The organism is Actinocorallia longicatena (assembly GCF_039534125.1).
Taxonomy (GTDB): domain Bacteria; phylum Actinomycetota; class Actinomycetes; order Streptosporangiales; family Streptosporangiaceae; genus Actinocorallia; species Actinocorallia longicatena.
On the sequence record NZ_BAAAUV010000001.1, the window covers coordinates 131,992 to 152,548 of the forward strand.

Annotated in this window: 20 protein-coding genes and 1 pseudogene; 11 read left to right on the forward strand and 10 right to left on the reverse strand. The window is 72.5% G+C overall.

Features of this window, described 5'->3' with window-relative positions:
• Positions 1–2: 2 nt before the first annotated feature.
• The 3 genes from ABD785_RS00565 to ABD785_RS00575 are packed head-to-tail and all read right to left on the reverse strand — an operon-like array spanning position 3 to position 3,404.
• Positions 3–1,088 carry a FecCD family ABC transporter permease gene (locus tag ABD785_RS00565; RefSeq protein ID WP_344821103.1) on the reverse strand — a complete coding sequence of 362 codons (1,086 nt, stop codon included), beginning with the start codon at positions 1,086–1,088 and terminating at the stop codon, positions 3–5.
• Positions 1,085–2,134, reverse strand: coding sequence for an iron chelate uptake ABC transporter family permease subunit (locus tag ABD785_RS00570; RefSeq protein WP_344821104.1), 1,050 nt, complete (start codon positions 2,132–2,134; stop codon positions 1,085–1,087). Before ABD785_RS00570 ends, ABD785_RS00565 begins: the two co-directional genes overlap by 4 nt.
• A complete protein-coding gene (locus tag ABD785_RS00575; RefSeq protein WP_344821105.1) occupies positions 2,118–3,404 on the reverse strand; it encodes a lysine N(6)-hydroxylase/L-ornithine N(5)-oxygenase family protein in 1,287 nt (428 codons plus the stop codon). The genes ABD785_RS00570 and ABD785_RS00575 overlap by 17 nt, the downstream gene beginning before the upstream one ends.
• 114 nt (positions 3,405–3,518) lie before the next feature.
• Between ABD785_RS00575 and ABD785_RS00580 the strand changes: the two genes are divergently transcribed.
• Positions 3,519–4,460, forward strand: coding sequence for a methionyl-tRNA formyltransferase (locus ABD785_RS00580; RefSeq protein ID WP_344821106.1), 942 nt, complete (start codon positions 3,519–3,521; stop codon positions 4,458–4,460).
• Here ABD785_RS00580 and ABD785_RS00585 read toward each other — a convergent pair.
• Positions 4,445–4,792: a phosphopantetheine-binding protein gene (locus ABD785_RS00585; RefSeq protein WP_486303538.1), complete on the reverse strand. Its 348-nt coding sequence runs from the start codon at positions 4,790–4,792 to the stop codon at positions 4,445–4,447. The two genes, ABD785_RS00580 and ABD785_RS00585, sit on opposite strands and share 16 nt — an antisense overlap.
• A gap of 58 nt (positions 4,793–4,850) precedes the next feature.
• Between ABD785_RS00585 and ABD785_RS00590 the strand changes: the two genes are divergently transcribed.
• The gene (locus tag ABD785_RS00590) at positions 4,851–6,068 is read left to right on the forward strand and encodes an SIP domain-containing protein (RefSeq protein ID WP_344821107.1); all 1,218 of its coding nucleotides are present in this window, start codon (positions 4,851–4,853) and stop codon (positions 6,066–6,068) included.
• Between the two features lie 22 nt (positions 6,069–6,090).
• Here the strand turns inward: ABD785_RS00590 and ABD785_RS00595 are convergent, their stop codons facing one another.
• Together ABD785_RS00595 and ABD785_RS00600 are read right to left on the reverse strand one after the other, a co-directional pair.
• Positions 6,091–8,415: an FtsX-like permease family protein gene (locus ABD785_RS00595; protein WP_344821108.1), complete on the reverse strand. Its 2,325-nt coding sequence runs from the start codon at positions 8,413–8,415 to the stop codon at positions 6,091–6,093.
• Entirely contained in the window at positions 8,412–9,098 is a 687-nt protein-coding gene (locus tag ABD785_RS00600) for an ABC transporter ATP-binding protein (protein WP_344821109.1), read from the reverse strand. The genes ABD785_RS00595 and ABD785_RS00600 overlap by 4 nt, the downstream gene beginning before the upstream one ends.
• 173 nt (positions 9,099–9,271) lie before the next feature.
• Here ABD785_RS00600 and ABD785_RS00605 point away from each other — a divergent pair, with 173 nt between their 5' ends.
• Genes ABD785_RS00605 through ABD785_RS00620 form a run of 4 tightly spaced genes read left to right on the forward strand, consistent with a single transcriptional unit; the run spans position 9,272 to position 12,642 of the window.
• Positions 9,272–10,639 (forward strand): sensor histidine kinase, encoded by a 1,368-nt coding sequence (locus ABD785_RS00605; protein WP_344821110.1) that lies wholly within the window; start codon positions 9,272–9,274, stop codon positions 10,637–10,639.
• Positions 10,636–11,304, forward strand: coding sequence for a response regulator (locus ABD785_RS00610; protein ID WP_344821111.1), 669 nt, complete (start codon positions 10,636–10,638; stop codon positions 11,302–11,304). Before ABD785_RS00605 ends, ABD785_RS00610 begins: the two co-directional genes overlap by 4 nt.
• Before the next feature lie 33 nt (positions 11,305–11,337).
• Complete coding sequence (locus tag ABD785_RS00615) at positions 11,338–12,231, forward strand: M48 family metalloprotease (RefSeq protein ID WP_344821112.1); 894 nt, start codon at positions 11,338–11,340, stop codon at positions 12,229–12,231.
• 39 nt (positions 12,232–12,270) lie between these two features.
• A complete protein-coding gene (locus ABD785_RS00620) occupies positions 12,271–12,642 on the forward strand; it encodes a BlaI/MecI/CopY family transcriptional regulator (protein WP_344821113.1) in 372 nt (123 codons plus the stop codon).
• A gap of 86 nt (positions 12,643–12,728) precedes the next feature.
• Here ABD785_RS00620 and ABD785_RS00625 read toward each other — a convergent pair whose 3' ends face one another.
• Positions 12,729–13,523 carry a PIG-L deacetylase family protein gene (locus ABD785_RS00625; RefSeq protein ID WP_344821114.1) on the reverse strand — a complete coding sequence of 265 codons (795 nt, stop codon included), beginning with the start codon at positions 13,521–13,523 and terminating at the stop codon, positions 12,729–12,731.
• A 32-nt stretch (positions 13,524–13,555) separates the two neighbouring features.
• Between ABD785_RS00625 and ABD785_RS00630 the strand changes: the two genes are divergently transcribed.
• Positions 13,556–14,695 carry a glycosyltransferase family 4 protein gene (locus ABD785_RS00630; protein ID WP_344821115.1) on the forward strand — a complete coding sequence of 380 codons (1,140 nt, stop codon included), beginning with the start codon at positions 13,556–13,558 and terminating at the stop codon, positions 14,693–14,695.
• Positions 14,695–15,333: pseudogene (locus tag ABD785_RS00635) on the forward strand (phosphatase PAP2 family protein); the annotation flags it as partial. The gene ABD785_RS00630 and the pseudogene ABD785_RS00635, both read left to right, overlap by 1 nt.
• A gap of 14 nt (positions 15,334–15,347) precedes the next feature.
• Here ABD785_RS00635 and ABD785_RS00640 read toward each other — a convergent pair.
• Complete coding sequence (locus ABD785_RS00640; protein WP_344821116.1) at positions 15,348–16,346, reverse strand: lysylphosphatidylglycerol synthase transmembrane domain-containing protein; 999 nt, start codon at positions 16,344–16,346, stop codon at positions 15,348–15,350.
• A gap of 169 nt (positions 16,347–16,515) precedes the next feature.
• Complete coding sequence (locus tag ABD785_RS00645) at positions 16,516–17,328, reverse strand: hypothetical protein (protein WP_344821117.1); 813 nt, start codon at positions 17,326–17,328, stop codon at positions 16,516–16,518.
• 172 nt (positions 17,329–17,500) lie between these two features.
• Here ABD785_RS00645 and ABD785_RS00650 point away from each other — a divergent pair, with 172 nt between their 5' ends.
• Positions 17,501–18,511, forward strand: a complete 1,011-nt coding sequence (locus tag ABD785_RS00650) for a lysylphosphatidylglycerol synthase transmembrane domain-containing protein (RefSeq protein ID WP_344821118.1) — start codon at positions 17,501–17,503, stop codon at positions 18,509–18,511.
• A gap of 12 nt (positions 18,512–18,523) precedes the next feature.
• Here the strand turns inward: ABD785_RS00650 and ABD785_RS00655 are convergent, their stop codons facing one another.
• A complete protein-coding gene (locus ABD785_RS00655) occupies positions 18,524–18,868 on the reverse strand; it encodes an MmcQ/YjbR family DNA-binding protein (protein WP_344821119.1) in 345 nt (114 codons plus the stop codon).
• Between the two features lie 120 nt (positions 18,869–18,988).
• Between ABD785_RS00655 and ABD785_RS00660 the strand changes: the two genes are divergently transcribed.
• Entirely contained in the window at positions 18,989–19,762 is a 774-nt protein-coding gene (locus ABD785_RS00660) for a GDSL-type esterase/lipase family protein (protein ID WP_344821120.1), read from the forward strand.
• Positions 19,763–19,843: 81 nt separating this feature from the next.
• A complete protein-coding gene (locus tag ABD785_RS00665) occupies positions 19,844–20,557 on the forward strand; it encodes a DUF2278 family protein (RefSeq protein WP_344821121.1) in 714 nt (237 codons plus the stop codon).

Sequence of the window (20,557 nt, forward strand, 5' to 3'; positions counted from 1 at the left end):
GGTCAACCTCTGGAGTTTCGGGCGAGTAGCCAGGCGAAGTAGACGCCGCCGAGACTGACCGTCACGACGCCCACGGGGAGCTGGGTCGGGGCGAACAGCCGCAGGGCCAGGAAGTCCCCGGCGAGCAGCAGCACCCCGCCGGTCAGCGCCGAGGGCAGCAGGGCAATGCCGGGGGCGCGGGTCAGCCGGGCGGCGATCTGCGGGGCCGCGAGGGCGACGAAGGAGATCGGCCCCGCGGCCGCGGTCGCCACGGCCATCAGCGCGACGCCGATCGCCAGGTAGGCGATCATGACCGGTTCGCGCCGCACGCCCAGCGCGGCCGAGGTGTCGTCGCCCAGCTCCAGGGTCCGCAGCCGGGTGCCCAGGAGCACGAGCAGGACGCACAGGACGCCGCTCGCCGCCGCGACGGACGGCACCTGGTCCCAGCCGAGGTCGTTCAGGCTGCCCTGCCCCCACAGCGTCGCCGCGTAGGCGGCCTGGAGATCGACCTTGATGATGAACCACTCGTTCAGCGAGGCCAGCATCGCGCTGATGGCGATTCCGACGATGATCAGCCGGAAGCCCTGGACCCCGCGCCGGAAGGCCAGCACGTAGACCACCGCGGCGGTCAGCATGCCGCCGATGAGCGCTCCGGTCGCGGTCTGCCAGTAGCCCCGGCCGACGAAGACCATCGTGACGAGGACCCCGGTGAAGGCGCCGGTGTTGAAGCCGATCACGTCGGGGCTGCCCAGCGGGTTGCGCATGAGCGACTGGAAGATCGCTCCGCTCAGCCCGAGCGCCGACCCGATCAGCAGGGCGAGGAGCACGCGCGGCAGCCGCCACTCCACGACGATCAACCGGGCGGCGCCGTCCTCCTGCCCGAGCAGGGCCCGGACGACCTCGTCCGGCGGGATGGAGAACTCGCCGGTGCCGAGGGCGAACACGGCGATCACGGACGCGACCGTGACCAGCAGCGCGCAGGCCACGGCCGTGCGGAGCGCCAGCCGGAGCGAGAGCCCGCGCGAGGCCCTGACGACGAGGACCTTCCGGCCGAAGTCGACCTTCGGCGGGACGGTGTCCTTCACGTTGTTCACCGCGTCCGTCCTCATGTGCCCGCCGCCTTCGAACGGCGGACCATCCAGATCAGCACCGGCGCTCCGACGAACGCGGTGACGATGCCCACCTGGAGTTCCCCGGGCCGGATCACCAGGCGTCCGACGATGTCGGCGCTGAGCATGAGAATCGGCGCGCACACGACCGTGAACAGCAGGATCCACCGCTGGTCGGGGCCGACCATCCAGCGGACGGCGTGCGGGACCATCAGCCCGACGAACCCGATCGGCCCGACGGCCGCGGTCGCCGCCCCGGCCAGCAGCATCACCGACAGCACCGCCAGGGCGCGGGTGCGGGTGAGGTTCGCCCCCAGCGCGCGGGCCACGTCGTCACCGAGGGCGACGGCGTTGAGGGACCGCGCCACGACCAGGGCCAGGAGCAGCCCGGCCCCGATGAAGGGGGCCACGGCCAGGGCGATGTCGAGGGGGCGGCCGGCGAGCGTGCCGACGTCCCAGAACCTCAGGTAGTCGAAGGCGCGCGGCTTGACCAGGCGGATCCCCGCCGACAGGCCGTCCAGGACGGCGCCCAGCGCGACCCCGGCCAGCGTCAGCCGGATCGGGGTGGCCCCGCCCCGGCCCGACGACCCGAGCATGTAGACCGCGACCAGCGCGAACGCGACACCCGCGAAGGCGAACCAGACGTAGGACCAGATGCTGGTCAGCCCGAACACGCCGATGGCGATCACGACGAACAGCGCGGCGCCGGCGTTGACGCCCAGGATCTGGGTGTCGGCCAGCGGGTTGCGCGTCACGGCCTGGATCAGCGCGCCGCACACCCCGAGCGCCGTGCCGGTGAGCAGGCCGAGGACCGTCCGCGGGACCCGGAGGTCGCGCACGATGACCTGCTCGTCGGTGTCGCTGAAGTGGAAGAAGGCGTCCCAGGTCGTGTGCAGGCCGATGCTGCGGGTGCCGAGCGCGAGGCTCAGCACGCAGACCACGGCCAGCGCCGCGAGGCAGACCAGAAGCCAGCCCGTCCTGCGGGCGTTGGAGGCCGCGACGCCCGGCTCGGCCGGACGCCGCTTGATCTCAGCGGGAGAGAGCATGGGAGCGCGAGGCGATCGACCGCACGATCTCCCCGACCCGGACGGCCGTGTTGGAGAGCAGCGTCGAGGTGATGCCGTGCGTGTGCTCCGTGGCGCCCTGCACGTAGACGCCGCAGCGCATGCCGTCCCCGGTCGCGATCCGGTAGTCGCGCTCGATCCGGGCGGTGCCGTCGGCGAGCCGTTCGCAGTGCTCGGCGGCGGCGCCGAGCAGGCGCAGCGGGTCGCCCGGACGGTAGCCGGTGCAGTAGACGATGAGATCGGCCTCCAGGACGGTCTCCTCGGCCGTCGGCAGGAACCGGACGGTCGCCTTGACCCCCTCGCCGTCGGCCACGAGCTCGGTCAGCCGGGAGGCGTTGAGGATCCGCAGCCGCTCGCGGCCCGCGACCTTCTCCTGGTAGTGCCTGCGGTACAGCTCGTCGATGAGCTCGAGGTCGACCACGGAGTAGTTGGTGGAGGAGTGGTAGTCGCGCAGCATCCCCTTCACCTCGTCGGGCGCGGTGAAGTAGTGGTCGACCGCGACGGGGTCGAAGATGCGGTTGGCGAAGGAGCTGTCGTCGGCGGGCGTGTAGCCGTACTTGGCGAAGACCGCGCAGACCTCGGCGTCGGGGAAGGAACTGTGCAGGTGGTCGGTCACCTCGGCGGCGCTCTGGCCGGAGCCGACCACGATCATCCGGGTGGGGGCGTCGAGCGCGGGCAGGCGCTCCAGGAACTCGTCGCTGTGCCAGACGCGGTCACCGCCGGTGACGCCCTCGGGCAGGATCGGGTCGAGGCCGCAGGCGATGACGAGGTTGCGGGTGCGCCGGGTGGTCGTGCCCCCTTCGTGCCTGACCGTGACGTCCATGTACTCCACGACCCCGTCGACCGTGACGGGGTCGACGGCGACGACCTCCGAGCCGTACTCGACCTCCTCGGTGAAGGAGGCGGCGGCCCATTCGAGGTAGTCGTGGAACTCCAGCCGCGAGGGGAACATCGTCTTGTGGTTGATGAAGTCCAGCAGCCGGCCCCGGTCCTGGAGGTACTTCAGGAAGCTGAAGCCGCTGGCCGGGTTCCGCATCGTGACCAGGTCCTTCAGGAACGACACCTGCATCGTGGTGCCCTCGAGGAGCATCCCCCGGTGCCAGCCGAAAGCCCGCTGCTTCTCCAGGAAGACCGCGTCGATCCGGTCCCCGGTCGCTGACTCGTGCTCCCGCAACGCGATCGCCAGGGCCAGGTTGGACGGCCCGAATCCGATGCCTACGAGGTCGTGGACGTGCTGCCCGGCTGGGGACATGGGGGGCCTTTCATCAAGGGGACACGAAGGGTGGAGGGCCCGACCAAATCAGGTTAGGCTGCCCTAATTAAGGTGAGCCTAACCTGATTTGATCGCCTTCGACAAGGAGACACCATGCGGGTCGTTATGTTCGGTTACCAGACCTGGGGGCATCGCACCCTCCAGGCCCTCCTGGACTCCGAACACGAGGTCGCCCTGGTCGTGACGCACCCCAAGAGCGACCACGCCTACGAGCGGATCTGGAGTGATTCGGTGGCCGACCTGGCCGAGGAGCACGGCGTCCCGGTGCTCCTGCGCGACCGGCCCGACGACGAGGAGCTGATCGCCCGGCTCAAGGAGGCCGACCCCGATCTCATCGTCGCCAACAACTGGCGGACCTGGATCCCGCCGGAGGTGTTCAACCTGCCCCGGCACGGCACGCTCAACGTCCACGACTCGCTCCTGCCGGCCTACGCGGGCTTCTCCCCGCTGATCTGGGCGCTCATCAACGACGAGAAGGAGGTCGGGGTCACCGCCCACATGATGGACGACGACCTCGACGCCGGGGACATCGTCGTCCAGCGGGCCATTCCGGTCGGGGACCGGGACACCGTCACCGACCTGTTCCACCGCACGTGCGATCTGATCGCGCCGATCGTCACGGAGTCGCTGGACCTGATCGCCTCCGGGCGGGCGGTCCTCACCCCGCAGGACCGCTCCAAGGCCAGCTTCTTCCACAAGCGGTCCCTCCGGGACGGCGACATCGACTGGACCTGGCCGGCGGAGGACCTCGAACGCCTGGTCAGGGCGCAGTCGGACCCCTATCCGAACGCCTTCACCCACTACAAGGGCGAGCGCGTCCGGGTGATCAAGGCCTCGGTGTCGAAGGGGATCTACGGCGGGACGCCCGGCCGGGTCTTCATCCGCGAGGGCGACGGCGTGGTCATCGTCGCGGGTCCCGAGGCCCGGCGGGGCCGCGGCCACGGCCTGGTCATCGAGCGGGTCCGCACCGAGGACGACACCGAGCTGGCCGCCACCGACTACTTCAGGACGATGGGCGGCTACCTGGGCGCGTGACCGCATCCGGCGTCCCGGAGCCGGGCCTCGCGCTCGGCTTCGGACATGCCGTCGCCGAACAGCCACACCCCGGCGACGGCCTCCCGCTCCGGATCTCCGGCCAGGTGCCGGGCGATACGGCCGACGGTCCGCTCCGACGTCACGATGCGGACGGGGAGCGGGCCGGCGCCGAGTCCCCGGCCCAGCCGGTCGGCCACCTCGGCGGCCTCGCGCTCTCCCCCGCCTGCGGCGAAGAAGTCCAGGTCCACACCCACCGACGAGAGCCCCAGGACCTCGCCCACGGTCCTGGCGACCGCCTGCTCGAGCGCACTGCACGGCTGCACCATCGTCACCGGTCCTCCAAGATTCTTATTAGCTTAGGCTAACCTAATACACCTTCCGGGAGTCGTTTTGTCCAGCATCATAGGAACGCACGCGACGGCGATCGAGGCCCTGATCGACGCCGGCGCCCACGGCTACTGCGGCGGGCAGTTCGCCGACGTCGGCGACGGCTCCGGCGCGGTCGCCTCGACCGTGGCCGGGTGGGGCTTCACCGTGACGTCCCGCGACGGCTCCCAGGCCGTCGACCTGCCGGAAGGCGTCTACGACGTCGTCCACTCCTCCTGGCTGCTGGAGCGGCTCGCCGATCCCCTGCCCGCGCTCCGCGACATGGCGAAGGCCGTCGCACCCGGGGGGCTGCTGGTGCTCCAGTGGGATCCCGGGACGTCGGGGACCGCGAGCGTCAAGGATGAATTGGCCGAAACCGGACTCTCGATCTTCAGCGAGGAGCGCACCGGGCGGGGCGTCCGGCTTCTCGCGGGCTGTCCCGATCCCGATGACGGGCAGTCACCCGATCTGGTCCGCCCGTTTCCCCAGGCGGTCGGCGTCCTGGAGGTCGTCGAGGTCCTGGAGCCGACCCCGCTGATGCGGCGACTGGTCCTGCGGTGTGACGAACTGCACCGGATGGAGATCGCCGAACCGGGCGAGATCATCACCCTGATCTGGCCGATCGAGGGCGCAGGGGAGATCGTCCTGCCGGAACGCGGCAAGTGGAGCGCCACCCCGGGACAGCACTCGCGCAACTACACCGTCCGCGCCTTCGACCGGGCCGCGGGCCTGGTCACGGTCGACTTCTTCCTGCACGCGATCGACGGCCGCGCCTCCCGCTGGGCCCGCGCCGCGGTCCCCGGCGACCAGGTGGGCTTCGCGGGCTGCCGGGTCCACTGGGTCGGCGACCCGGCCGCCCGCTGGACGCTCCTCGTCGGCGACGAGACGGCCCTCCCCTCGATCGCCGCGATCGCGCTGAGCCGCCCCGAGGGCCACCGCACGATCGTGGTAGCCGAGGTCCGTGATCCCGCCGAGCACGCCTACCTCGAGGCCGACGGGGTCGAGATCCACTGGCTGGACCGGGGTGAGCGCGAACCCGGCCGGGGCCGCGAGCCCGAGGAACTCGTCCGCGGCCTCGACCTGCCCTCGACCCGGGGCCGGGTCTGGGCGGCCGGCGAGTCCCTCGTGATCCAGAGCCTGCGCGCCCACTTCCTGACCGAGCGCGGGCTGCCCAAGGAGACCGTCACGGCGCTCGGCTACTGGCACCACCCGCGCCGACCGCGCGTCCCGAAGGCCGGGTGACCGACCCCGGCCCGGGTCGCGGTCATTCGGTGCGGAGGGCGGTCGCGGTGCGGGTCCCGGCCGCCCAGGCCGCCGGGAACGCCGCGCCGAGCAGAGCGATCGCGATTCCGGCGAGACCGAGCAGGAGCAGCTTCGCCGCAGGGTAGACGTCCATCATGTGCGGGGTGAGCCGAACCCCGGCGCCCTCGGCCATGCGCGGCAGGACCTCGCCGTGCAGCAGCATCCCCGCGGGCACCCCGACCAGCCCGCCGACGGCTCCCAGCCCGGCCACCGATGCCAGCACCATGATCACGGTCTGCCGGGGCGACATGCCGATCGCCTTGCAGACACCGAGATCGTGGACGCGCTCGCGGGTGTCGAGGACGACCGAGTTCAGCACGCCGAGCCCCGCGACGGCGACCAGCATCAGGGTCAGCAGCGCGGCGATCGAGTCGAGGATCACGATCGTGCTGCTGCGGTCCCCCTCTCCGGGGACCGCCTCCTGGCCCATCGGCTTCAGCAGCGGATCCAGCCGGGCGACGTAGGCCGCGACGTCGGTGCCGTCCGTGAGCGTGACGAAGAAGCCGTCCAGGGAGACGGGCTCGGTGAACGAGGCAGCGTCCGCCTTGATCCGCAGTCCGTCGTCCGACAGGTCGAAGGCCTCTCCGACGATCTTGAGCCGGGCCGTCTCCCCCTCGCTGGTGACGGCGATGGTGTCGCCGACACGATGGCCGGTCGTCTCGAGGAAGCGGCTCGGCACGACGGCCTCGCCCGGCCCGGTGAACCAGCGGCCGGAGATCATCTCATAGGCCCCCGCGCCCGGGTCGCCCCGGTAGAACTCCGCGCTCACCGCGGTGAGGACACCCGCGACGGTCACCTCGGTGCCACGGGACTTGCCGTAGAAGGAGGCGGTGCCCGGCTGGGCGCGGACGGTGTCGCGGATCTTCGCCTCGTCCGCGGCGGTGGGCGGCCTCGGCTCTCCCCGCCCGTCGAAGACCGGATGGACGACGACCGCCGCCCGTCCCTCGGGCGAGCGGGCCTGGCCGACGGTGTTGAGGGTCGAGGCGAGCCCCAGCGCGAAGGTCGCCGCCAGCGTGCCGAAGACCAGCGCTCCCAGCATCGCGAGCGTCCGCACCGGCCGGGCGAACGGCGTCGCCAGGCCGAGGGTCACGCTGCGCGGCAGCGGCAGCCGGCCGAGCGCCCGGTGGGCCCGCTGCCCCCGGCCCGTGCTCGGGGCGCGCCCGACGGCGATCGCCTCGGCCGTGCGCAGACGGCCCGCCCGCAGCGCGGGCACCAGCGCGGCGATCACGACGACCGCCACCGCGGCGGCGGGCACCCCCAGGTCGACCTGCCAGGACACCGACAGGCCCGCCGAGCCGTAAAGGTCGCCGACCTCGCTCAGCAGCGGGATCGCCATGAGGTTCCCCAGCACGACGCCCAGCGCGATGCCCAGGGAGGCGGGGATGAGCGCCTGGGCGATGTAGGCCCGGACGACCTGCGCCGGGGTGAATCCGAGCGCCTTGAGGATGCCGATCCGCCGGATCCCCGCCCCGACGGCGCCGCTGACCACGCTGCTCACGATGATCACCGACATGAACAGGCCGAGCCCGCCGAACGCCACCAGGAACGGCACGAAGGTGGCCGTCTCGCGAGTGGCGGTGGCCTTGACGTCCAGATGGGACTGGCCGCCGAGCACGGCGCCCGCCGGCAGCGCCGCCGTGACGGCCGCCCTGGCCGCGTCCATCTCGGCCTTCGTGCCCGAGGCGGAGAAGCGGTAGAACATCTGCTCCGTCGCGGGGGCTCCCTTCGGCCGCAGCGCGCCGACCTGCTCGGGCACCACCCAGGCGTCGGCGCTCCTGCCGGCCGAGCGGCCCTGGCCGACGATCGTCAGCTCGGTGCCGCCCTCGTCGCTCAGCTTCGAACCGATCGAGAAGGCCCCCGGCGGCAGGTCCGCCGGAACCACGATCTCCCCCGTCCTCGCGGGCCATCTCCCCTTGACCAGGGTGACGCGGTCGAGCGCGCCGCCGGCCTCGGGCCTGCCCGCGACCGTCAGGGTGGGCAGCCTGTGCCCGTGATCGCGCGCAACGAAGGTCGTCACCGGGAAGGGGCCCGCGCTCGCGGTGACGCCCGGCAGCCTCGTGGTCGCCGCGATCTGCGCGGCGGTCGCCTTCGCCGGGTCGATCTGGACGGTGAGGTGCGCCCCGCGCTGGCGGGCGAAGGCCTGGTCGAAGGGTGCGTTCGACACGACGAGCAGCGTCCCCGCGACCACCGCGGAGGCGACGGCCATCAGCGTGGCGAGGACGAGGACGGCCGTCTGGAGCCGCCGCCTGCCGACGCCCGACCGGACGACCCCGCCCATGGCGCTCATCGCCGTCCCCCGACGGTCCGGTCCACCGCGATGCCGCCGTCGACGAGGTGGATCGTCCGGGTGGCGATGGCCTCCGCGAGCGCCGGGTCATGGGTGACGACGATGATCGTCTGGCCTCCACGATGCAGGTCGATCAGGAGTTCGCGGACGTCGTGGCCCGACGCCGTGTCCAGCGCGCCGGTCGGCTCGTCGGCCAGGAGCAGCGCGGGCTCGTTGATCAGCGCCCGGGCGATCGCGACCCGCTGGCGCTCGCCGCCCGACAGCCGCCCGGGGTAGGCGCGGGCGTGCCTCTGGATGCCGAGCGCCTCCATCAGGTCGCCGGTCCGTTCCTTCACTTTCGCCTTGGACATGCCCGCGAGCTGGGCGGGGAGGCCGATGTTGTCGGCGACGGTCAGATCGTCGAGCAGGTTGAAGAACTGGAACACCATCCCGACCCTGCGGCGCCGGTAGCGGGCCAGGGCGTGCTCGCCGAGCCGGTCGATCCGCCCTCCCTCCACGGTCACGGTGCCCTCGGTCGGCTTGTCCAGACCGGCGACCAGGTTCAGCAGCGTCGACTTCCCGCTGCCGGACGGCCCCGTGACGGCCAGCGCCTCGCCCTGCTCGACGGCGAGCGACAGCGGCCCGAGGACCGGCGTGCCGTCGTAGACCCTGCTCGCGTTCTCCAGCTCGATCACATTTCCCATGAGCGGAAGGTAGGCCGGGCCCCCGCGGGGGCGCGTCGGCCGTCGCGCCGAGATCGGGTCCTCCGCCGGGACGACGCGCTCCGGCGTCATCCTTGCGATGTACTCCTCGCAGCCGACGCCCTCCTTCTCCGCGGGGGGATGCCCGCCACCGCGCGGAGGGCGAGAATGAGACCGTGGAGACGGACGAACGGCGCATCCGGTGGCAGCAGGCGCGTGATCTGCTGAAGCCCGAGGAGCCGGGGCCGCTCCCCTCCCGGCGGGCCCTGCTCGCCGACGCCCTGCTCGCCTTCGCGCTGACCCTGATCGCCGTGGCCGTGGCGCACCGGACGGGCGACGCCGCCCACTTCATCCGGCTCGACGGCGACCATCCGTCGAGCGCGGAGCCGTCGATGATCCCGGAGGTTCCGGAGATCCCCGCCCCTCCGGAGGCGCCGGTCCATCCGGGGGCCGTGGAGACGCCCGAACGGCTCCTTCCGCCGGACACGCGCATGATGGTCCCCGGACGTCAGCCGGATCAGGCGCCCCTGCTGCTCACGATCATGACCACCCTGCCGCTCGCCGCCCGGCGCCGGTACCCGCTCAGCGCGTTCGGCGTCATGATCTTCGCGGCCGGGGTCAAGCTCGACACGGTCACCTGGTTCACCGTGTTCGCCTGCGTGATCGGGGCCTACAGCGCCGCCGCCTACAGCCGCTATCGCACCCGCGCCATCAGCGGGCTCCTGGCCGCCGCGCTGCTGGCCGGGGTCGCCTTCGAGGACTCGGGGCCCTCCCTTCCCGACTGGTCGGGCCCCTTCTTCATCCTGCTGGTGGCCGGGGTCATCGCGACGCTCGTCCGGTCGTGGCGGCAGCGGCTCAGCGACAGCCAGCGGCGGCTGGCCGACCTCGAAGACCGGCAGGAGGAGGCCACCCGCCGGGCCGTCGAGGTGGAGCGGGCCAGGATCGCGGCAGAGCTGCACGACGTCGTGACCCACAATGTGAGCGTGATGGTGATCCAGACGGGGGCCGCGCGCAAGGCGATGGACGCCCGGCCCGATCTGTCCCGGCAGGCGATGCTGGCGGTCGAGGCCAGCGGCCGGGCGGCGATGGCGGAGCTGCGGCACGTGATGGGGCTCCTGTCGGCCTCGGAGAACGAGCGGCTCGACGGTCTCGAACCCCAGCCGGGCCTGGAGCAGCTGGAGAAACTCGTCGAAAGGGTCCGGGCCGCCGGAACTCCGGTGACCGTCGAGGTGTCGACGCCCCCCGAGCCGCTGCCGCCCGGGCTGGAGCTGACCGCCTACCGGGTGGTCCAGGAGGCGCTGACCAACACGATCAAGCACGCGGCCGGGGCGTCCGCTGCCGTGCGGATCACCCATGACGCGGAGCGCCTGGAGATCGAGGTCACCGACACCGGCGGGGTCGTGCCCAGCCGCGGCACCGGCAACGGCCGCGGGCTGATCGGGCTGCGCGAGCGGCTGGCCGTCTACGACGGCACCCTGGAGGCCCGGCGCAGACCCGGCGGGGGCTACCTCGTCAGAGCTCAGGTCCCCTGGCCGGCGACATGAGCCTGCGCGCGGTGATCGCCGATGACCAGGCGCTCGTCAGGACCGGCTTCGGGATGATCCTCGCCGCCGACGGGATCGAGGTGGTGGCCGAGGCCGTCAACGGGACCGAGGCGGTGTCCGCGGTCCGCCGCACCCGCCCCGACGTCGTGCTGATGGACATCCGGATGCCCGAGATGGACGGCCTGGAGGCCACCCGCCAGATCATGGCGAGCGGCGACCAGACCCGGGTGATCATCCTGACCACCTACGATCTCGACCACTATGTCTACGGCGCCCTCACCGCGGGGGCCAGCGGCTTCCTGCTGAAGGACGTCACGCCGGAGCAGCTCGTTGCGGCGGTGCGCCTGGTCCGCGCGGGAGACGCCCTCCTCGCCCCGGCCATCACCCGCCGGCTGATCAAGCGCTTCGCCCCGCGCGACGAGGCCAGGGCCTCGCTCCACCGCGACCTGTCCGGGCTGACCCCGCGCGAGCTGGAGGTGCTGCGGCTGCTCGCCACCGGCCTGTCCAACGCCGAGCTCGCCGAGCGGCTGTCGCTGAGCGCCACCACGGTCAAGACCCATGTCGCCCGGATCCTGTCCAAGCTGGGGCTGCGCGACCGTGTCCAGGCCGTGGTCCTGGCCTACGAGACCGGGCTTGTCGCCCCGGGCGAGACTTCACCGTCGTAGGATCTGGGAACCCCGGACGCCGCAGGAGGAGCAGTGACGTTCTCGATCTATCTGCCCTGGCTGTGCTCGGTGGTCCTGGCGGCGGCGGCCCCGGTGATCGTCCGGCGGCTGGCGCCCCGGGCGGCGGTGTGGTCGCTGGTGACCGCGGCGGCGGCGTGCGCGGCGGGCACGACCTGGAGCCTGGTGCTGATGGCCGCCACCCTGCTGGGCCGGACGGCCGAGGTCGAGGCCGCGGCGCGGGCCCGCGGGGTCGACCTCGCCGAGCCCGTCCCCCGGCTGCTCGCCGGGGGTGCGGCGCTGCTGATCGGGCTGGCCGTCTGGCGGCTGGCCCAGGTGATCGCCACCCGGACGGCGGTCCGCACGGAACTGCGGCGGCTGTGCGAGGGGCACGGCGCCGAACTGGTGATCGTCGATCTCGAGCTCGCCCACGCCTTCGCGGTGCCGGGACCCGAGCCGCACATCGTGGCCACCCGCTCGATGCTGAAGGCCCTCACCGCCGCCGAACGCCGGGTGCTGCTGGAGCACGAGCGGGCGCACCTGCGGTTCGGGCACCACAGGTTCGAGGCGGCCGTCGCGGTGGCCGTGGCGGTCAACCCGCTGCTCGCGCCGGTGCGGAACGCGGTGGCCTTCCTGCTGGAACGCTGGGCGGACGAGACCGCGGCCAGCGAGGTCGGCAGCCGCCGTCTCGCCCTGCGCTCCCTGGCCAGGGCCGCGCAGGCGGCGACGGCGACCTCGCGCTCGGGCGTCCGGCTGGCCTTCGCCGAACTCGGGGTGATCCACCGGCTGGAGGCGCTGCGGGTCTCCCCGCCCCGCGCCGCCCGGATCCCGGCCCTCGCGGCGGCCCTGCTCTGCCTCGTGGTCGGGCTCGCCACCGCCGACGCCACATGGGACTTCGTGGGACTGGTCTCCTGGCTCGTCCCTTTCTGATCGGTTAATCTGCTGGATGTCAGGCGGGAGGAGTGGAGAATGTCCGCATCATCGAACCGCCGCGGCTGGGGAGCGCTCGAAGCCGAGATCATGGCCGCGCTCGCCGCCTCCGACACCGCTCTGGGCGCCGGGGAACTCCGCGAGATCCTCGATCCCCCACCGGCCTACACCACCGTGCTCACCGCGCTGTCACGGCTGCACGACAAGGGCGCGGTCACCCGTGACCGTAGTGGCCGCGGGCACGTCTACTCTTTCCAGCGGGACGAGGCGGCGCTCCGCGCCGTGCAGATGCGCAGGCTCCTGGAGGGCGGCAAGGACAAGGCCAGGGTGCTCGCCCGGTTCGTGGACGAACTGTCGCCCGAGCACGAGCGTCTTCTCCAGCGGTTGCTGTCAGATCTCGACGGGCCCTGATCTGCGACCCATCAGGTGCTTACTACTTCTTTCGTAGTATTTTGCTCTGATCGTCATTGGTTGATCGGAGCGAGTTGGCTGGCATGTCACGGGGAGAGGCTGGCGAAGACGTCGTCGAGCAGCGGACGCCGGGGTGTCCTGCCGTGCTCGACGAACCATTCGCGGCCCAGCGCCCAACGATAGATCGGCCGGGGCAACCGCAGGAGAACGGCCAATGTACGGGTGTCGGCGCTCGCCTGGCTGGCATGTGCCGCCATCGAGGCGCGCTTGTGGTCGATGAAGTCCCGGACGTCCACCCGATGGGTGATCGCTTCCGGCGCGGAGTAGGCGTGTTCGAACTTACGGGGGTCGAAATCGGCGGGGATACCGGGCAGGCGTCGTATCAGGCGCAACGCCCTGAGAAGCAAGGTGCGGTCCACGGTCGCCTCGAGGACCACGGGGGTTCCGGCGATCTCGGCCGCACGGGTCCCGACGTGATGGACCCGCACGTGGTCGGGGTGCCCGTACCCGCCGGCCGGGTCGTAAACCGTGAGCACGTCGGCGTTCTCCTCCTTCAGGAGGGCGGCCAGCCGCTGGGCGGTCTCCTCGGCGTCGACCCGGGAGAAGGCCTTCTCCCCGCCCGAGGCCACGGCCAGGCCGGAGTCGGCGTACCCGAGGCACTCGACCCGGGCGCAGCCGAGGGCCTCGGCCGACTCGGCGAGCTCGGCCAGCCGGGTGTCGCCCAGGTTCCCGGTCTCCCCTGCGGCCAGCCCCGCCTCGCCCGCGGTGGCGACGACCAGGACCACCCGGTGCCCGGCCGCGGCGGCGCGCGCCATCGTGCCCGCGGTCAGCAGGGCCTCGTCGTCGGGATGGGCGTGGAAGGACACCAGCGTGTACGGCATGGGGCCAGTGTGCCAGCAGGAGCGGGTGCCCCGTGAAGATCGCCCATGTGACGGACTTCTACCTCCCCCGGCTCGGCGGCATCGAGATGCAGGTCCGTGACCTGGCGATCCGCCAGGCCCGGGCCGGGCACACCGTCGAGGTCATCACCTCCTCACCGCGGCCGAAGGGCCAGCGGGTCTCCGGCGGCGAGGAACTGCGCGTCCACCGGCTCACCGAGAAGTCGATCTTCCCGGCGGCGCTGAACCCCGCGGGCCTGCGGCCGGGACGCGACCTGCTGCGCAAGGGCGGCTACGACGTGGTGCACGTCCAGGCCGCTCCCTTCTCCCCTCTCGCCTTCTCCGCGGTGGCCCTCGCCTCTGACGCCGGGCTGCCGACCGTGCTGACCCTGCACTCACTGATCTCCTACCTGGAGACGCCGTTCCGGCTGCTCGACGGCCTCGTCGACTGGAGCTCCCAGCCCGTCACCTGGACGGCCGTCAGCGACGTCGCGGCCGAACCGCTGCACCGGCTGGTGGCCCCCGCGCCGGTCCACATCCTGCCCAACGGGATCGATCCGACGCGATGGCGGGTCGAGCCGCTGCCCAGGGACGCCGAGGAGGTCGTCGTGGTCGCCGTGATGCGGCTCGCGCGGCGCAAGCGTCCCCTGCACCTGCTGCGAACGCTCCGCGAGGCCAGGGCCGCGCTCAAGCCGTCCGTGCGGATGAAGGTCGTCGTGGTCGGCGAGGGTCCGGAACGGCCGCGGATGGAGCGCTATATGCGCCGTCACGGCATGACCGGCTGGGTGAGCCTGCCGGGACGCCTGCCGCGCCAGGAGATCAGGACCCTCTTCCGGCGGGCCGACGTGTTCGTCGCGCCCGCGACCCTGGAGTCGTTCGGGATCGCCGCCCTGGAGGCCCGCTGCGCCGGGATCCCCGTGGTGGCGCGCGCGGAGGGCGGGGTCGGCGGCTTCGTCGACGACGGGCTCGGCGGCATCCTCGCCTCGAGCGACACGGCGATGGCGGAGGCGATCACCCTGCTGGCGGCCGATCCGGGACTGCGCACGAGCATGGCCGCCCACAACCGGGCGGTGCAGCCCCCGATGGACTGGCCCGCCGTGCTGGAGCGGACCCACCGGATCTACGAGATCGCCGCCGGGCGGCCGAGCCATGTGATCTCCAAGGCGGTGCGCTGATGAACCGCAGGATCCGCCCGAACCTGATCGGCGAGCTGCTGATCGTCCTGGCGCTGGTGAAGGTCTACGACTACATCCGCTCCTTCGCGGACGTCCGGGAGGGCCCGGCGCTGGCCCACGGCAAGGAGGTCCTGGCCGCGGAGCGGTTCCTCCACATCGACGTCGAGCACGCCGCGAACCACTGGCTGACCCGGCACGAGCCGCTCTCCCTCGCCTCGGCCTACTGGTACCAGTTCGCCCACATCCCGGTGACGATGGCCGTCCTCGCCTGGTGTTACATCAGCGCGCCCGGCGTCTACCGCTCGGCCCGCAACTCGCTGGTGATCACCAACCTCGTCGGGATGACGGTGTTCTTCCTGATCCCGGTGATGCCGCCGCGGCTGCTGCCGGGGGCGGGCTATGTCGACACCGTCGCCGAGGCCGGGTTCGGCAGCGACCACGGCGGGCCCGTCCCCGCCGACCAGTACGCCGCGATGCCGTCACTGCACCTGGCCTGGGCCGTCTGGACGGCCATCGTCGCCGTCCGGATCCTCGGCGGCCGCCGGTTCCCCTACGCCTATCCGGTGGTCACCGGGGTGATCGTGGTCGTCACCGCCAACCACTACGTCCTGGACGTCGTGGCGGGGGTGGCCGTCGCGCTGCTCGCGACGGTTCAGATGACCTTCCTGTGGGCCAGGAAGGCCAGCACGGCGGCGCCGGGCGCGAACGGCAGCCAGACCGTCAGCAACCGGTACCCGAGGACGGCGGCCAGGGCGGCCGAGGAGGGCACGCCGATGGCGGGGAGCGCCGCGACCAGGGCGACGTCGAGGCCGCCGATGCCGCCGGGCGAGGGGACGACGGCGCAGAGGGAGGAGACCACCACGTAGACGGCGACGACGCTGACGGCCGCGACGAGCACGCCGAGGCCGCGCAGCAGCGCGAAGAGGATCACGCCGTGGATCACCGGGACGGTCGCCGAGCCCAGCCACAGGGCGGCCGCCCGGATCGGATGCCTGAGCACCGCTCCGAGCGGCGCGAAGTCCCTGGCCAGACGGCTCCTGAGCGTCCGCCACCAGCCGCGCTTGACGCCCGTCCAGGCCAGGACCGCCACGAGGGCGCATGTCACGGCGGCGATCGCGCCGATGCTCACCGGGTTCAGGTGCCTGCTGAACGACTCGAACTTCACCACCGCCGAGGGGACCGCGGCCAGCGCGACCACGAGCAGCAGCAGATGGGTGATCAGTCCCGCGAGCGAGTTCAGCCCGATCGAGCCGACCGCCATGGCCTTGCTGAGGCCGTGCCGCCGCAGGAACCGCAGGTTCACCGCGATGCCCCCCGCTCCGGCCGGCAGCAGGTGGTTGGCGAAGGACGCCGCGACCTGGACCGCGAAGACGCGGGCGGCGGGCGGTGTCACCGGCATCGAGCCGAGCTGGGTGATCGTGCCGACCACGAGCAGGAACAGCGAGGCGACCAGGGCGGCCACCAGCCATTCGCGATCGCTGTGGATCAGGCTCTCGGCCCCGGTGGCGACCGCGTCGCGGTTCATGACGGCGATCACCACGACGGCCGCGGCGACCCCGAAGCCGACCAGCAGCCGGGAGATCGACAGGCCCGCCTTCCTGGCCTTCTCCACGGGGGAGTCCGGCGGGGACTCCAGGGTGGGGGCGCTCATCGCGGGTCCAGGACGGTGCGGGGGTGGGGCCCGGCTGGCGCGACCGGGTTCTGGGCGGTGATGGCGGCGAGTCCCTTCAGCGTGACGTTCCCGTAATGTCCGCTTGTGACGGCCGGGAAGAAACGAGCGTAGTGGTACTCCGCCGCCGATCGGTGGCCGACCGGCCGATTCACCCTGACTCGTCGAACAGGACGAAGTAAGGAGTGGCCATCGCCATGGCGATCAGAGCGGGCAGCAGGTACGGAGCGAGAGTCCTCGCCCGGCGTCCCACGAGGGCCGCGGCCCCCGCCATCAGCGGAAGCGCGAGCCACCACAGAGAGACGCCAGGATAGCGCCAGGCGAGGGCGTGGGAGTCCGGCCGCGCGCCGGCGAGCCACTGGACCCCGCCGAGCAGCAGGCCCGCGGCCAGGGCCGCCGGTACCGCCCGGTTGCGCCAGCGCGGGGCGGCCAGGAGCGCGGCGAACAGCGGGAGACCGAGCCAGAGGGCCTCCGACGGCCGCATGACGGCCGTCAGCGCCGCTCCCCCGGCCAGGCCGATGACCGCCTCGGCGTCCGAGGGGTCGCGGGCGACGCGCAGGAAACCGCCGACGGCCGCCACCGCCCCCAGCGCGCACCACAGGTCGGGCAGGCTCTGCGGCCGGTAGGCCAGGGTGATCCACGACCAGGCGATGAGGCCGCCGGCCACGGCCAGCGGGCGCAACGGGTGGATCCCGCGCCACAGCCAGAGCGCGAGGGAGAGGCCGCAGCCCGACAGGACGGCCAGGTAGGTGCGCAGCACGGCGGCGGAGGCGGAGAACAGCGCCGCGGGGGTCACCAGCAGGGAGATTCCGGGGCTGAGCCGCACCGCTTCTCCCCAGGCCGGTCCGTACCGGGGCACGACCAGGACGAGCTGGCCCGCCGCGAGCCCCGCGCCGACGACCGCGAGCCCGGCCCCGCCCAGCCGCGACGCCTTCGGCCGGCGTGACGACACCGCCACTCTCATCCCCGCCTCCTGCTCCAAGGGAGTCGAAGCTTAGCGAAACACTTCGGTAAGGACCGCGGCATCCCTTTCGCGGACGTGCGGCCCCGGCGGAGCCGTATGCTGAACCGGTCGGCGTACATCGGCGTACTCCATTCACCTCACTGCTGCTGATGCATCTAGGGAGACCGATTCTTTGACGCCGACCATCGTCGTGGCCCACGAGAGCGGCACCGTCCACGCCCGCCGTCCACGCACCCGGCGCTCCCGGCTCCTCCTCGCGGCGCTTCCGCTCGTCACGGTCCTCGGCTGCTGGCTGGCCTGGGACTCGCTGGTGGAGGTGCCGTGGCAGGCGGTGCCCTTCCTCATCCTCCTGTCGGCCCTGCACTACGCCTGCGCGGCCGTGGCGATCGAGGCGGCGTCGGGGCATCGGCTGCGGTTCACCGAGTCGCTGCTGGCCCAGACGGCCGCGGCCGCCGCGGCTCGGATCATCCCCGCCGGGCTCGGCGGCATGGCCGTGAACGTGCGCTACCTGACCAGGTGCGACGTGCCCGCGCCGCAGGCGTTCACGGCGGTCGGCCTGCTGAAGCTCGTCGGCGGAGGAGTCCACGCGCTGCTGTTCCTGGCCGTCGTCGCCACCGAGCACCGGGCGGGAACGGAGCTGGCGGGACGCCTCGATCCCGGCCGGTTCGGCGCCTACCTCCCCCACGTCGGTGTCGCGGCGGGGATCCTCGCCGTCCTCGCGATCGTGGGGGCGGTGCGCTGCGCGACCGCGCCCGGATGCCGGACCGCGCGGTACTCGCTTGCCGCGGTCCGGGCCGCCGCGGCCTCCTGGCGGGCGCTGCTCGCGGTCGCCCGGGATCCGCGCGCGCTGGCCAAACTCGTGCTCGCCGCCGCCGGCACCCCCGTCGTGCTGGGCTGCGCCTTCGCGGTGAGCCTCATCGCCGTTCCCGACGGCGCCCCCGTGAGCGCCGTCGGAGTCCTGCTGCTCGCCTATCTGACCGGCAGCGCCCTGGGCGCGGGAGTCCCCGTCCCCGCGGGCATGGGCACCACCGAGGCCGCCCTCACCGCCGCGGCCATCGCCGTCGGGGTCCCCGCGATCCCGGCCCTGCAGGGCGTCCTGCTCTTCCGGGTCACCACCTTCTGGCTCCCCGTCCCGGCCGGAGTCCTGGCCGCCCGCCGCCTGCGCCGCACCGGCCGTCTCTGACCGTTCCGCGCCTCAGACGTCCGGCGCCGGGACGGTCGCGGCCAGGCGCTTCGGCGCCGACAGGCGCCAGCCCTCGGTGACCAGTTCGGCGAGCTCCTCCGGATCGACCCTGGTCAGGTCGATGTTCACCCAGGCGAACCGGCCCGCGGACCAGGACGGCGAGAACACCTCCGGATCCTCGGAGACGAGCGCCTCCTGCTCCTCGCGCAGGGCCTTGAGCATGATCGTCTCTTCGGCCTCGTCGAGATAGCAGAAGCCCTTGCCGCGCACCCGGAACCCGCTCAGGGTCGGGTGGCCCTCGGCCCGCGCGACCTCCGGCAGCCCTTCGACGATCTTCAGAAACACCTCGACGCCCATCCCCCAGGTCTACCAACCGGGTCGGACATTCTCGACAGTCACCCACACAGTGATATCGGTCGATCACATTAAGTGATATCCCTGTCGCTCGACAGACCGCACCGACCCGAACGGAGCAGCATGACGAGCAGCACCGATGGCGCCGTCCCGATCATGATCGTCGGCGACTCGATCAGCCATGGCAGCAGCGGCGACTGGACCTGGCGCTACCGGTTCTGGACCCACCTGCGCGACCAGCGCGTGGCCATCGACCTCGTCGGACCCAAGGCCACGCTGGACGACATCAGGACCGCCGAGGCCGGCGACGACGACTCCACCTACGCCGACCCGGAGTTCGACCGCGACCACAACGCCCAGTGGGGCCGTCCCTACCTCACCGAGAAGAGCCTCATCGAGGCCAAGGTCGCCGAGTTCCGCCCCGCCTACCTGCTGGTGCTGCTCGGCATCAACGACCTGTTCTGGTACGGGGTCGAGCCCGGGCAGTTCGAGGACAACCTCCGCGAGTTCGTCGCCAACGCGCGCCGCGCCGCGCCCTCACTGCGGTTCGTCCTCGGGAGCATCCTGCAGACGCAGCGCGCGGTCGAGGACGAGGAGTTCGCCGCCCGCGTCGCGGCGTGCAACGCCCGGATCAGGGCCGTCGCGGCCTCCATGACCACGCCGGAGTCGCCGATCGTGCTGGCCGACACCGCCCGCGAGTTCGTGGCCGCCGACCACACCTGGGACGGCACCCACCCGAACCCGCGCGGCGAGCTCCGCATCGCGGCCGCCTTCGCGGACGTGCTGGCGGGCGCCTTCGCCCTCGGCGCCCCGTACCCGCGGCCCTTCACCGAACCGGCGGACATCCCGGCGCAGGCCAAGGCGCCCCTCGGCGAGCCCGCGGCGCGCCCCGTGTGAGAGGCGCCGGTGCTTGACGGCCCCCTCCCGCGCTCCCATGATCACGAACAACGGGAAAAGCGCAGGTGAGGGGGCACGGGCATGGCTTTGAAGAACTACGGGGTGCTGGCCGGGAGAGCGGTCGGCAAGCGGCGCGAGGGCGGCCGGGACACGCCGCACTTCCAGATCCACCTCGTCGACGAGGACGCGGTCTCCTACCGGATCGCGGTGAACGTCCTGTCGAAGGAGGAGCCGTCCCAGCTGCTCTACCTGGCCGACGAGGACTTCGCGCACCCGATCACCGACGACCTGCCCGAGGCCGGCTCCGGCTGGACGCCCCTCGACCGCGGGCTCGACTTCGTCCGCGGCGGCCTGGTCGACCGCACGAGCATGATCGCGCTCCCGCCGGAGGTCCCGGGGCCCGGCAACGATCTCGCCGACCGGCTCGAGACGCACATCGACAAGGCCGTCGCCGATCCCGCGGTCGCCGTCTACGTGTTCGGGGAGCGCTGGGGCCCGGAGGGCAAGGCCGACAAGATCTTCGGATTCGCGCCCGGCAACGGCGTCCACGACGTCCACATGAACCAGGGCAACAGCCCGGCCTTCCGGCGCGACGACGGCGTCTGGCAGGACGGTGGGATCCTGCTCCGTTTCCCGGGCGACGAGCCGCACTGGGTCGCGATCTTTCTCGCGTTCCAGTCGCAGAGCTGGCACACCGACGACCTGACCGGCCACACCCGCTCCGACGTGGCATCCCTCGCCGAGGCCGTGCCCGCGCAGGCCGCTCCGGCTCCCCGGACGGTCCCCGCTGGATGA